The sequence below is a fragment of the Bradyrhizobium sp. BR 10261 genome, assembly GCF_019455395.1.
Taxonomy (GTDB): Bacteria; Pseudomonadota; Alphaproteobacteria; order Rhizobiales; family Xanthobacteraceae; genus Bradyrhizobium; species Bradyrhizobium manausense.
In genome coordinates, this window is record NZ_JACOFQ010000013.1 from 75,745 (window position 1) to 88,498 (window position 12,754).

At 63.7% G+C, this 12,754-nt stretch carries 12 protein-coding genes; 8 read left to right on the forward strand and 4 right to left on the reverse strand.

From position 1 onward, the window contains the following. Positions 1-121 precede the first annotated feature (121 nt). Both xth and HYH07_RS17300 read left to right on the forward strand, forming a co-directional pair. Positions 122-937: an exodeoxyribonuclease III gene (gene xth / locus HYH07_RS17295; protein WP_220003616.1), complete on the forward strand. Its 816-nt coding sequence runs from the start codon at positions 122-124 to the stop codon at positions 935-937. Between the two features lie 24 nt (positions 938-961). Next, entirely contained in the window at positions 962-2,524 is a 1,563-nt protein-coding gene (locus tag HYH07_RS17300; protein ID WP_220003617.1) for a hypothetical protein, read from the forward strand. Between the two features lie 23 nt (positions 2,525-2,547). Here the strand turns inward: HYH07_RS17300 and HYH07_RS17305 are convergent, their stop codons facing one another. Together HYH07_RS17305 and HYH07_RS17310 are read right to left on the reverse strand one after the other, a co-directional pair. Beyond that, positions 2,548-2,991, reverse strand: coding sequence for a cyclic nucleotide-binding domain-containing protein (locus tag HYH07_RS17305; protein ID WP_057752509.1), 444 nt, complete (start codon positions 2,989-2,991; stop codon positions 2,548-2,550). A 60-nt stretch (positions 2,992-3,051) separates the two neighbouring features. Continuing rightward, positions 3,052-3,738: a response regulator transcription factor gene (locus tag HYH07_RS17310; protein WP_007598630.1), complete on the reverse strand. Its 687-nt coding sequence runs from the start codon at positions 3,736-3,738 to the stop codon at positions 3,052-3,054. Between the two features lie 204 nt (positions 3,739-3,942). Between HYH07_RS17310 and HYH07_RS17315 the strand changes: the two genes are divergently transcribed. Further along, positions 3,943-4,512 (forward strand): L,D-transpeptidase, encoded by a 570-nt coding sequence (locus tag HYH07_RS17315; protein WP_220003618.1) that lies wholly within the window; start codon positions 3,943-3,945, stop codon positions 4,510-4,512. A gap of 6 nt (positions 4,513-4,518) precedes the next feature. Next, a complete protein-coding gene (locus tag HYH07_RS17320) occupies positions 4,519-5,304 on the forward strand; it encodes a 2-keto-4-pentenoate hydratase (RefSeq protein ID WP_220003619.1) in 786 nt (261 codons plus the stop codon). 138 nt (positions 5,305-5,442) lie between these two features. On the opposite strand, the gene HYH07_RS17325 is transcribed toward HYH07_RS17320, so the two are convergent. Continuing rightward, positions 5,443-6,132: a YggS family pyridoxal phosphate-dependent enzyme gene (locus HYH07_RS17325; protein WP_220003620.1), complete on the reverse strand. Its 690-nt coding sequence runs from the start codon at positions 6,130-6,132 to the stop codon at positions 5,443-5,445. A 106-nt stretch (positions 6,133-6,238) separates the two neighbouring features. On the opposite strand from HYH07_RS17325, the gene HYH07_RS17330 reads away from it, so the two are divergent. Beyond that, a complete protein-coding gene (locus HYH07_RS17330) occupies positions 6,239-7,942 on the forward strand; it encodes a diguanylate cyclase domain-containing protein (RefSeq protein ID WP_220003621.1) in 1,704 nt (567 codons plus the stop codon). 25 nt (positions 7,943-7,967) lie between these two features. Here HYH07_RS17330 and HYH07_RS17335 read toward each other — a convergent pair whose 3' ends face one another. Next, a complete protein-coding gene (locus HYH07_RS17335; RefSeq protein ID WP_228749607.1) occupies positions 7,968-8,207 on the reverse strand; it encodes a hypothetical protein in 240 nt (79 codons plus the stop codon). 196 nt (positions 8,208-8,403) lie between these two features. Between HYH07_RS17335 and leuS the strand changes: the two genes are divergently transcribed. From leuS to holA, 3 genes are all read left to right on the forward strand, one after another. Continuing rightward, positions 8,404-11,028 carry a leucine--tRNA ligase gene (gene leuS, locus HYH07_RS17340; RefSeq protein ID WP_220003622.1) on the forward strand — a complete coding sequence of 875 codons (2,625 nt, stop codon included), beginning with the start codon at positions 8,404-8,406 and terminating at the stop codon, positions 11,026-11,028. Then, positions 11,015-11,566 carry an LPS assembly lipoprotein LptE gene (locus HYH07_RS17345; RefSeq protein WP_220003623.1) on the forward strand — a complete coding sequence of 184 codons (552 nt, stop codon included), beginning with the start codon at positions 11,015-11,017 and terminating at the stop codon, positions 11,564-11,566. The genes leuS and HYH07_RS17345 overlap by 14 nt, the downstream gene beginning before the upstream one ends. Before the next feature lie 112 nt (positions 11,567-11,678). Continuing rightward, a complete protein-coding gene (gene holA / locus HYH07_RS17350; protein ID WP_220003624.1) occupies positions 11,679-12,707 on the forward strand; it encodes a DNA polymerase III subunit delta in 1,029 nt (342 codons plus the stop codon). The last annotated feature ends 47 nt before the right edge of the window (positions 12,708-12,754 follow it).

The window sequence follows — 12,754 nt, forward strand, 5'->3', positions numbered from 1 at the left end:
CGCAATCGCTTGGCGTAACCCACCGCTTCTGCCTCCGCGGAAAGCAAGTCGGTGGATTACGCTTCGCTAATCCACCCTACAAACTGCCGCCCACGCCAATCCATGCTAAGACGCAACTCCCATGCGTCTTTCCCTGACAACCTGGAACATCAATTCGGTGCGACTGCGCATCGATCTGGTCGCGAAATTTCTCAAAAGCGCGCGGCCGGACGTGCTGTGTCTGCAGGAGACCAAATGCATCGACGATGCCTTTCCGCTGAAGCGCTTCAAGCGGCTCGGCTATGAGCATGTCGCGCTGAACGGACAGAAGGGCTATCACGGCGTCGCCATCGTCTCGAGGATTCCGTTCGAGTCCACCGATATCCGCACCTTCTGCGACAAGGTGGATTCGCGCCATATCTCGGTGTCGTTCGGCGAGAGGGCCAATATCGCAAAGCCGCTCGTGCTGCATAATTTCTACGTCCCCGCCGGCGGCGACATTCCCGATCCGGCGCTGAACGAAAAGTTCGACCACAAGCTTCGCTTCCTCGACGAGATGAAGGCCTGCGAGCCGCTGCATCCGCGCGGGCAGGATCGTCACATCCTGGTCGGCGATCTCAATGTCGCGCCGCACGAGAACGACGTGTGGTCGCACAAGCAGCTGCTGAAAGTCGTCTCGCACACGCCTGTAGAAACCGAAAAGCTGAAGGCGGCGCTTGAAGCCGGCGAGTGGGTCGACGTCGCGCGCGACCGCATTCCGATGTCGGAAAAGGTCTACACCTGGTGGAGCTATCGCTCTGCCGACTGGACCGTCGGCGACCGCGGCCGGCGGCTCGACCACATCTGGGTCTCGCGCGCGCTGAAAGACGCGGTGCAGGATTTCAGGATTTTGCGCGACGCAAGGAGCTGGGAGCGGCCGTCGGACCATGTCCCCGTGACGGTGACGCTCGACGTCTAAACGCTTTGACCCGCGGAGAAGACGATGGGTACGCACGCGCCGTCAGACCCCACAAAGCCACCTGATAACGCGTGGTGGAATTCCCGTTTTGTCCTGCCGGGCTTGATGCTGCTGAGCACGGTACCCTTCTGGTTCGTGCACACGCCGCCGCTGATCGACCTTCTCGCGCATGTCGGCCGCTACCATGTGCAGCTGCATCTGGCGGACTCCCCGGCGCTTCAGCAGAACTGGGATTTTCACTGGCAATTGGTCGGCAACCTCGGCGTTGAGCTGCTGATCGTGCCGCTGGCGCATCTATTCGGTCTCGAACGCGCTGCCTGGCTGATTGCGCTGGCGCTTCCTGTTCTCATGATCTGGGCGATCGGGCGGATCAACCGCACGATGCACGGAGAGCTGACGCCTTTCGCCATCGCGGCCGTCTGGTTCGCGATGGCCTATCCGTTCCAACTCGGCTTCGTGAATTATTGGCTCGGCTCTTCCCTGGCGCTGCACGTCTTCGCCTCCTGGGTCGAAGCCGCTCGAAAGCAGAGCCCGGTGATGCGTCCCCTGCTGTTCGCTGCGGCCGCCTGTTTGGTTTGGCTCGCTCACGCCTATGGCTGGGTCATCCTGGTCGTCCTCGTCGGCGCCTTCGAGCTGTGCTGCAACTGGACGCGCGCGCCGAGCGCATGGCCGGCCATGGTGCTTGCGATTCTGCGACGTTGTTGGCCCGTCATGATCCCCGCCGTGCTGACGGTCGTCTGGCGGCAAGACACTGGCGGCGCCTCGTCGGGTCACTTCCTCGACATGGCGACCAAGACTCTTGGATTGCTGTGGACACTGCGCGATCAGAACATCTGGCTGGACACGCTGAGCCTGCTGCTGGCCATTGGTCTCATCTATCTCGGGATGCGCAGCCGTGACGCCAGGGCGAATCCGCCCCTGCTGGTCGGCGCGGCGACCTTCCTGATCCTGATCCTGCTGATGCCAAGCCAAATGTTCGGCTCGGTCTACGCCGATGTCCGGCTATGGCCGATCGTCTTCATCCTGGGCCTGGCCGCCATCGCACCGCTCCGCCACAGGCCGCGCGGCTCGGCCATCGTTGCGGGCCTGGCGCTGGCCGTTTTCGCTGTCCGGATCGTCGCGATGACCGTCGGGTTTGCGGCTTACGATGCCGGTTTCGAGCGGCATCTGCAGGCCCTGAATGACGTCCCGCGCGGCGCGAGCATTGCGGTCCTGACGCGACCGCCGATTTGCGAGCAATGGCGCGCACCGCGTGCGGCGCATCTTGGATCGCTTGCCATCGCGCGACGGGACGCCTTCGTCAATTCACAATGGGACGCATCGGGCGGCCAGCAGCTGCTGACGCCACTCCGTGCCCGCGGCACCGACTTCAACGCTGATCCGTCGCAATACATCCAGTTGCCCCCGGGCGACTGCGATGGCGATCTGAGCGCCGTGTTGGCGCACAGGATCGCGCAGATCCCGCGCGAGCGCTTCGACTATGTCTGGTTGCTCGACATCGACGCATCGCAGCTGGCAATTCTGCCGGGATTGCAACTTCTTTATCAGGACGACCGCACCGCGCTTTATGCCTTCAACAAGGGATGAGCTCAAGAGAGCTGGGAGCGATCTCAGGTGCTCAGCTTCGAACCCGCCATCAGAATATCGCTGGCGATCTGGCTGGAGCGGATGGCGAATTCGTCGCGCAGGCGCACCGCAGCGGCGGGATCGCTCTCGAGCACGCGCTGAAACAGGCTGCGTGCGACGCGGATGACGGAGGAGTTCTCCAGCGCCACCGCGCCGGACGGCCGCTTCATCGGCACGACCAGCGCGAGCTCGCCGATCAGCGTGCCGGGACCTGCGATCATCTCGGCGCCGGCGCCGTCATCGACGCGAAAGGCGCCGCGCTGGACCACGAAGCCGGCGTCGGCGTCGTCACCGAGATTGAACAGGATGTCGCCGCGGACGAAGTCGCGCTGCTCGGAGCCGATCGCCAGCATGCGCAACGAGGCGTCTCCCAACAGGCGCAGTGTCGGGACACGCTCAAGCAGCGCTACGTCATCGTCGATTGACATTCCGGTCCGAGGCTCGAGGAACGCGCCAATTTACGACGAATCGCGCGTTCCTGGAACGTATCACGGCACCAGCTTGTAGCCACCGGCTTCCGTGACCAGGATCTCCGGGTTGGCGGCATCCTTCTCGATCTTCTGGCGGAGGCGGTAGATGTGGGTTTCCAGCGTGTGGGTGGTGACGCCGGAATTGTAGCCCCAGACCTCCTGGAGCAGGGTCTCGCGCGAGACCGGCATCTGGCCGGCCCGGTAGAGGAAGCGCAGGATCGCCGTCTCCTTCTCGGTGAGGCGGACCTTGCGGGCATTGGCCGCGGTCAGCATCTTGGAGCCGGGGCGGAAGGAGTAGGGGCCGACCGAGAACACCGCGTCCTCGCTGGCCTCGTGCTGGCGCAGCTGGGCGCGGATGCGGGCGAGCAGCACGGCGAAGCGGAAGGGCTTTGCGACATAGTCGTTGGCCCCTGATTCCAGGCCCAAAATCGTGTCGGAATCGGTGTCGTGCCCCGTCAGCATGATGATCGGCGCCTTGAAGCCGCCTTTGCGCAGGGAGCGGACCACCTCGCGGCCGTCAGTGTCGGGGAGGCCGACATCCATCAGAACAAGATCAGGGGCGTTGGCTTTTGCGGCGCTGGCGCCCTTGGCGCCGGTATCGACGGCGGAGGCTTCAAACTCTTCGTGTAGCGATAATTGCTCCACCAACGTATCGCGCAGATCGGTATCGTCATCCACGATCAGGATCTTGCGGGCATTGGCCATGGGGGATCATCCTTTTGGAGTCCGGCGAGGCGCGCATGCATGCCGCACCCAGCCGTGATGGGAAAGTTTAGGGGTCGCTGTTTTTATTGTTGTTCGTGTTGAAGTAGTGGGCTGCTACCGATTCACAAGCCGGAAACACTCTAACCTAGAATAGCAGGACGGTTTGATGAATGTCCTGTAATGAATTCGACATCGCGATTTCACATGAAAAACAAAGCTGTGTCAGTCAGTTACACCGGGAATCGAGGCAACGGACCACTCTCCGCGATCCGCGTTAAGCCTGCCGCCGGGAATCCGCGCAGGGGCTGGCTGACGGCCGGCAGCCTGACAATTGCGGTGGCGCTGGGGCGCGGCGGCATTCTGGCCAACAAGCGCGAAGGCGATGGCGGCACTCCCAGGGGCAGCTTTCGGCCCCGGCAATTATGGTGGCGGGGCGACCGGCACAGCCGTCCCAGGACGTTTCTGCCGGCGCGCATCATCACCGACACGGACGCCTGGTGCGAGGATCCCGGTGACCGCCATTACAACCAGTGGATCCGGCGCGGGCAGGGCGAGGGCGGTGACCGGCTGAAGCGCGCCGACCATCTCTATGATTTCATTATCGAGATCGATCACAACACATGCCCGCGCATCGCCGGCCGCGGCAGCGCGGTGTTCCTGCATCTGGCGCGCGACAATTTCGGCCCGACCGCAGGCTGCGTCTCCATGACACGAGCGGCCATGCTGCAGCTGCTGCGGCGGATAGGACCAAGAACAAGAATCATCATCGGGTGAGGACACATGCTCGACAAGGATCAGATCGAAGCCGCTTCGCGTGTCCTCGTTCGACATTGGCGTGACGGCAGCAAGCTCGACGCGCTGGAGGCGCGGCTGCGGCCGCGGAGTAGGGCCGAGGCTTACGCCGTGCAGGCCGTGCTCGAAAACCAATCGCTCGGAAGCCTGTTCGGCTGGAAAATCGCAGCCACGAGCGAAGCCGGGCAGAGGCACATCAATGTTGCAGGGCCGCTGGCCGGCCGCATCATGAGCGAGACCGTGATCGCCGATGGCGGTACCGCCTCGATGACGGGCAATTCGATGCGCGTCGGCGAGCCGGAATTCTGCTTCCGCATGGGACGCGACCTGGCGCCGCGGTCTTCGCCCTTCGGCACCGATGAAGTGCTTGCCGCCGTCGACACCTTGCATCCCGCTATCGAAATTCCGGATTCACGCTTCAGCGATTTCACCAGCGCGGGCGAGGCACAGCTGATCGCCGACAATGCCTGCGCGCATCTGTTCGTGCTGGGGCCGGCAGCGATTGCGAATTGGCGCGCGATCGATCTCGTCGAGGAGCGGCCGCAGATCACGCTGCGCGGCGAGCGTTATCTCGGTCACGGCAAGAACGTGCTCGGCGATCCCCGCGTCGCGCTCGCCTGGCTCGCCAACGAACTGCGCGAGCTCGGCATCACCTTGCGGGCAGGGCAGGTGGTGACGACAGGCACCTGCCATCCGCCGCTGCCGATCCAGGCCGGCGATCATTTTGCGGCGGATTTTGGTGTGCTGGGGAAGGTGTCGGTGGGGTTCGAATAGGCGCACCTCTCTCCACCGTCATTGCGAGCGAAGCGAAGCAATCCAGAATCTTTCCGCGGAGGGACTCTGGATTGCTTCGCTACGCTCGCAATGACGAAATCAAGAGTCTTTGGCGGGCACGATCGTCGCAAACGGCTCCTACCGATGCCCGAAGATCGCGCTGCCCACGCGCACATGGGTGGCACCCAGCATGATGGCAGTCGCATAATCAGCGCTCATGCCCATCGAGAGGTTCGTCAGGCCGTTGCGCGCGGCGATCTTGGCGGTGAGCGCGAAGTGCGCCGCGGGCGGCTCATCCGCCGGCGGGATGCACATCAGCCCTGATATCGTCAGGCCATAGGTGTCGCGGCAGCTCTTGAGGAAGGCGTCGGCCTCGCCGGGTGCGACGCCGGCCTTCTGCGGCTCCTCGCCGACATTGATCTGGACGAAGAGTTGCGGGTGCTTGTTCTGGGATTCGATTTCTTTGGCTAACGCTTGGCAAATGCTCGGACGATCGACCGAATGGATCGCATCGAACAGCGCGACCGCCTCCTTCGCCTTGTTGGATTGCAGCGGACCGATGAGATGCAGCGCGATATCAGGGTAAGCAGACGTTAACGCCGGCCACTTGGCTTTGGCCTCCTGCACGCGATTCTCCCCGAACACGCGCTGTCCGGCGCCGATGACCGGCATAATTGCATCCGCCGAGAACGTCTTGGACACCGCGATCAGCGTCACCGAGGCGCGATCGCGCCGCGCGTCCTTGCAGGCGCGTGCAATTTCCGCCTCGACCGCGGCAAGCGCATTTGATGAATCGCCGGTTACCGGCGCGGCGTTGTTGTCTGTCATGATGTCGGTTGGGCCGTGACTTCAGGAGGTAGTTCCAATTTTACCGAGTTCAAGAAAGGCTTTTTGAACCCTTCGCTTTACCTTGCCCATGGGGTGGGTAACGAAGATGGCAAACGTCAGTTTCAACCGTAAGCGCGTAAAACTCAAGCAGGTCCTCGGCATCAGGGCCCGGCTTGCGTTGCTCGCGGTGATTCTGGTCGCGCCCTTGATGCTCGAGCGGATCCGCTCGCTTGAGGACACCCGCACCAGGCAGATCGCGCAGGCCACGGCCGAATTCACCACCGTCGCACGGCACAGCGCCGATGCGCAGCGTGAGGTGATCTCGTCGGTCGAGACCATCCTGAAATCGGAAGCCTTCATCCGCGCCTCCGCCGGCGGTGTCAGCAAGAGTTGCGACGTGCTGCGCGCGAGCCTGCCGACCAGCCTGCCCTGGATCCGCACACTCCTGATCGCCGGCCAGGACGGTCGCATCCAGTGTGCGACCAACAACATGTATGTCGGCCTCGACCTCTCCGACCGGCCTTATTTCCAGCAGGCGCAGGAGACCGGCCGGTTCGTGCTGTCCGACTTCATCCTGTCGCGCCCGGTGCAGGCACCGACCGTCATGGCGGTCTATCCGGTTTCCGCGTTCAGCGGCGTTGCGGACGCTGTCGTGCTCGCAACCGTCAATCTCGACTGGATGTCGAAGGTGATGAACAATCTCGGCGGCCGCGTCGGCATTACCGCGGTGCTGGTCGACAGCACCGGCACCGTGCTGGCCGCACCCGCCGACCAGCACAGCGCCGTCGGACGGCCCCTTGACGACATGCCGCTGATGTCGGCGATCGCCGACCTGGCCTTGCGCTCCAACCAGGACGAAGGCTCGTTGTCGTTCCTTGCCGCTGACGGCTCGCAGCGCGCGGTCAGCTTCATCCGCATCGCCGGCACCAATGCCCGCCTGATCGCCAGCATCGACGAAGACAAAGTGTCCGCGGCGGTGAGCCGCGACATCCGCACCGCCTATCTCCAGCTCGCTTTCGTCGTGATGTTCGTGCTGCTCGGTGCGCTGATCGCCGCCGAGAAGCTCGTGATCAAGCCGATCGAAATGCTTGCCGACATGGCCAAGCGTCTCGGCGAGGGCGATCTGTCGGCCCGCGCCGCCCGCAAGAGCCTTCCTTCCGAATTCGTGCCGCTGGCGCGCGCCTTCAACGCGATGGCGGCGCAGCTCAGCCAGCGCGAACGCGAGCTGATCGCGACCAATGATCGACTGACAGTGATGGCGTCGATCGACATGCTGTCCGGGCTCGCCAACCGCCGCGGCTTCCAGAGCCGTCTCGACTTCGAATGGATGCGCGCGCAGCAATATGGCAGCGAGCTGGCGCTGCTGATGATCGACGTCGATCATTTCAAGCTGTTCAACGACACCTACGGCCATCTCGAGGGCGATTCCTGCCTGACGCGCCTCGGCGAGTCGCTGTCCGACATCGCTGCCGATACGATGGGCTTTGCCGCGCGCTACGGCGGCGAGGAGTTCTGTCTCCTGCTGCCGAACACCGACGTGATGCGCGCAGTCGCGATCGGCGAGCAGGCGCGCGCGGCCGTGCTGAGACTCTGCATGCCGCACATCACCTCGGCCCACATGGTCGTCACCGTTTCAATCGGCGTCGCTGCGACCCGACCGAACGAGTCGCTGCGTCCCGGCGATCTGATCGAAGCCGCTGACGCGGCGCTCTATGCCGCCAAGCATCGCGGCCGCAACAATGTCGTCGAGCACGGCGTGCAAGCGATCGAGAAAGGCACGGCGGGTATGGTGATTGCGGCGAGCGCCTAAAGCGCGATGAGATTGGGTTGAATCGTCATCGCGCTTTGGCTCCAGCCACCTGGCTGATCGTTGGTCCTGACGTCGAAGGGACGGTTGTGTCAATCAGCAGGTCGATGGCGTTGCGCAGGTCATTATGGCTGCTGGCGTGGTACTGGAACCAGATCGCAAAATCGGTCGGCGTCGGCGGAATCCGCTGCTCGGCCATGGTCCGCACCGCCGGTCCGGCGACGGACGCGGCATAGTCGTAGTCGGGATCGTCGAAATCTGAGGCCATTGCCTGACGCAGGGTACACTATTGGCGACCAACCTCGCACCGAGCCCTTAATCCGATCCCAACACCCATATCCGTAGTTTTGCGGAGCAGGATTGCGAGTGGCCGCTCGCCACGGCAACCCATTGACCCCCCGAGGACTTCTATGGCCTAGTCCGGCCTCTTCAGGCCGCCGAAACCACGAAAACGCAACGATTCCATGACCTCCGAACGCTATAACGCCCGCGACGCCGAACCGCGCTGGCAACGCAAATGGGACGAACAGGCGATCTTCGTCTCGAAGAACGACGATTCGCGGCCAAAATATTATGTGCTGGAGATGTTCCCCTACCCCTCCGGGCGCATCCACATCGGCCATGTCCGCAACTACACGCTCGGCGACGTGCTGGCCCGCTTCATGCGCGCCAAGGGGTTCAACGTCCTGCACCCGATGGGCTGGGACGCCTTCGGCCTGCCGGCCGAGAACGCCGCCATCGAGCGCAAGGTCGCACCCAAGGCCTGGACCTACGACAACATCGCCGCGATGAAGAAGCAGCTCCGCTCGATCGGGCTGTCGCTGGACTGGTCACGCGAATTCGCGACCTGCGACCCCAGCTACTACAAGCATCAGCAGAAGATGTTCCTGGATATGCTCGCCGCGGGCCTTGCCGAGCGCGAGAAGCGCAAGCTGAATTGGGATCCGGTCGACATGACCGTGCTCGCCAATGAGCAGGTGATCGACGGCCGTGGCTGGCGCTCGGGCGCAATCGTCGAGCAGCGCGAAATGAGCCAGTGGGTCTTCAAGATCACGAAGTACTCGCAGGAATTGCTGTCGGCGCTGGATAGCCTCGACCGCTGGCCCGACAAGGTCAGGCTGATGCAGCGCAACTGGATCGGCCGCTCGGAAGGCCTGTTGATCCGCTTCGCGCTGGATCAGGCGACGACGCCCGCCGGCGAGAGCGAGCTGAAGATCTTCACGACGCGCCCGGACACGCTGTTCGGCGCGAAATTCATGGCGATCTCGGCGGATCATCCGCTGGCGCAGGCGGCCGCCGCGAAGAACCCTGATCTCGCCGAGTTCATCTCCGACATCAAGAAGATCGGCACGGCGCAATCGATCATCGACACCGCGGAGAAGCAGGGCTTTGATACCGGCATCCGCGCGGTGCACCCGTTCGACCCGAACTGGAAGCTGCCGGTCTATGTCGCCAACTTCGTGCTGATGGAATACGGCACGGGCGCGATCTTCGGCTGTCCCGCGCATGATCAGCGCGACCTCGACTTCGTCAACAAATACGCGCTCGGCAATACGCCGGTCGTCTGTCCCGAAGGCCAGGATCCCAGATCCTTCGTCATCACCGACACCGCCTATGACGGTGACGGCCGCATGATCAATTCGCGTTTCCTCGACGGCATGACCATCGAGCAGGCAAAGGAAGAGGTCGCCAGGCGCCTCGAAAGCGAGATGCGCGGCAATGCGCCGGTCGCCGAGCGCCAGGTCAATTTCCGCCTGCGCGACTGGGGCATTTCGCGCCAGCGCTATTGGGGCTGCCCGATTCCGGTCATCCACTGTCCGACATGCGACGTGGTGCCGGTGCCTGATGACCAATTGCCGGTGGTGCTGCCGGAAGACGTGAGCTTCGACAAGCCCGGCAATGCACTCGACCATCATCCGACCTGGAAGCACGTTACCTGTCCCAAATGCGGCGGCAAGGCGCAGCGCGAAACCGACACCATGGACACCTTCGTGGATTCGTCCTGGTACTTTGCGCGCTTCACCGATCCCTGGAACGAGAAAGCGCCGACGACGCCCGCAATCGCCAACCGCATGCTCCCGGTCGACCAGTATATCGGCGGCGTCGAGCACGCGATCCTGCATCTGCTCTACAGCCGCTTCTTCACCCGCGCCATGAAAGCCACCGGGCATCTCGCGCTGGATGAGCCGTTCGCCGGCATGTTCACGCAAGGCATGGTGGTACACGAGACCTACCAGAAGGCCGACGGCAGCTGGGTGCAGCCGGCCGAGGTGAAGATCGAGGTCGGCGGCAACGGACGCCGGGCGATCCTGCTCGCGACCGGCGAAGACGTCACGATCGGCCCGATCGAGAAGATGTCTAAGTCGAAGAAGAACACGGTCGACCCCGATGACATCATCGCGACCTATGGCGCCGATGTCGCCCGCTGGTTCATGCTGTCGGACTCCCCGCCCGACCGCGACGTGATCTGGAGCGATGAGCGCGTCCAGGGCGCCTCGCGCTTCGTGCAGCGGCTGTGGCGGCTGGTGAACGATGCCGTGGAGGTCAGCAAAACCGCTCCCGCAACCCGGCCAGGTTCCTTCAGTGACGATGCGACCGCCCTGCGCAAGGCCGCCCACGGCGCGCTGGACAAGGTCACATCAGGCGTCGAGCGGCTGCATTTCAACGTGTGCCTCGCCCATATCCGCGAGTTCACGAATTCGTTTTCCGAGGTGCTCCAGCGTCCCGGCCAGCCGGCCCCTGATTTGGCTTGGGCGGTCCGGGAGGCCAGCCAGATCCTGGTCCAGCTGTTCTCCCCGATGATGCCGCATCTGGCCGAGGAGTGCTGGCAGGTTTTGGGCCAGCCCGGCTTGGTTTCCGAGGCCAATTGGCCGCAAATCGAACGCGATTTACTGGTTGAAGACAGCGTGACCCTGGTGGTCCAGGTCAACGGCAAGAAGCGGGGCGAGGTCACGGTTGCAACAGTGGCCCAGAATCCGGAAATCGAGGCTGCCGCTTTGGCCCTTGATGCTGTAAAACTGGCCTTGGACGGTAAGCCCGTCCGCAAGGTGATCATCGTCCCCAAGAGGATCGTGAATGTTGTCGGCTAGGATCCGTATCGCTGCCCGCTTGCTGGCGATTGCCACACTGGCGGCGCTGACGGCCGGCTGCTTCCAGCCGATGTATGCCGAGCATACCGATGGCACCCCCGGCTTGCGTGAAAAGCTGATGGGGGTCGATCTGCCGCCGGTCACCAAGCCGAACGCCTCCCGCGAGGCCCGTGTCGGCGTCGAGATCCGCAACGCCCTCGCCTTCAAGCTCTACGGTTCGGCGACCGGCATGCCGCCGACGCATCGGCTCGATATCCGCTTCACCACCACCAAATCGTCGCTGATCGTCTCCGCCCTGACCGGCCTGCCGACCAGTGAGAATTACGGCATCGACTGCCAGTATAATTTGGTCGAGGTCGTGACCGGCAAATCGGTGATGACCGGCTCGACCTTCTCGCGCGTGTCCTACGACATGCCCGGCTCGTATCAGCGCTTCGCCCGCAACCGCGCGATACGCGACGCCGAGGATCGTGCGGCCAACGAGATTGCCGAGAACATCAACACAAGGCTCGCCGCGTTCTTCACCGCGGGCTCTTAGTCCTTTTCCGTCATTCCGGGGCGCCCGCAGGGCGAGCCCGGAATCCAGAGATTGTAGATCGAGATTCCGGGCTCGCGCGTTGCGCGCCCCGGAATGACGAACCCTGAGCAACATGGTCGCGCTGCGCGGAAAAGAGATCGATGCCTTCCTCGCACGTCCCGATGCGGGCCGGCCGATCATCCTGCTTTACGGTCCCGACGCCGGCCTCGTGCGCGAGCGCGCCGACGCGCTGATTGCGTCCGCCGTCGACGATCCCAACGATCCCTTCTCGCTGGTGAAGCTCGACGGTGACGAGCTCTCGGCCGAGCCGTCGCGTCTGGTCGACGAGGCCATGACCGTGCCGCTGTTCGGCGGCCGCCGCGCCATTCGCATTCGCGCCGGCTCCCGCAGCTTTGCCGCCGGCGTCGACACGCTGGCCGAGATGAGCGTGAAGGATTGCCGCATCGTCATCGAAGCCGGCGAACTGCGGCCCGAATCGCCGCTGCGCAAGGCCTGCGAAAAGGCCAGGACGGCGGTGGCGATCGGCTGCTATCCCGACACCGAGCGCGACCTCGCGAAACTGATGGAGGATGAGCTTCGCATTGCAAACTTGCGTATCACGCAGGATGCCCGTGCCGCGCTGATGTCGTTCCTCGGCGGCGACCGGCAGGCCTCGCGCAACGAACTGCGCAAGCTCACGCTCTATGCCCATGGCAGGGGCGAGATCACGCTTGAAGACGTGATGTCCGTGGTCGCGGATGCGTCCGAGCTCAAGCTCGATCCGATCGTCGACGGCGCTTTCGCCGGCCGGCCCGACATTGTCGAGACCGAGTTCGCAAAGGCCATGATCGCCGGAACATATCCCGGCGTGATCATCTCGGCCGCGCAGCGCCAGGCCGCATGGCTGCACAAATCCGCGCTCGCGATCGCCGACGGCCAGCCGGCCTCCGCCGTGCTGGACGGCGGATTTCCGCGCTTACATTTTTCACGCAAGCCGATGGTCGAAACGGCGCTTCGCAATTTCAGCGCGGCGCGGCTTGCCACGATCATCGAACAGCTAGCGACCGCCGCGCTTGATACCCGCAAGCAATCAACGCTCGCCGCCGCCATCGCCCAGCGCACGCTGATGGCGATCGCGGCGAACGCGAAGCGGCGGGGGTAAGGCTCGACTCTCACCGCGTCATTGCGAGGAGCTCTTGCGACGAAGCA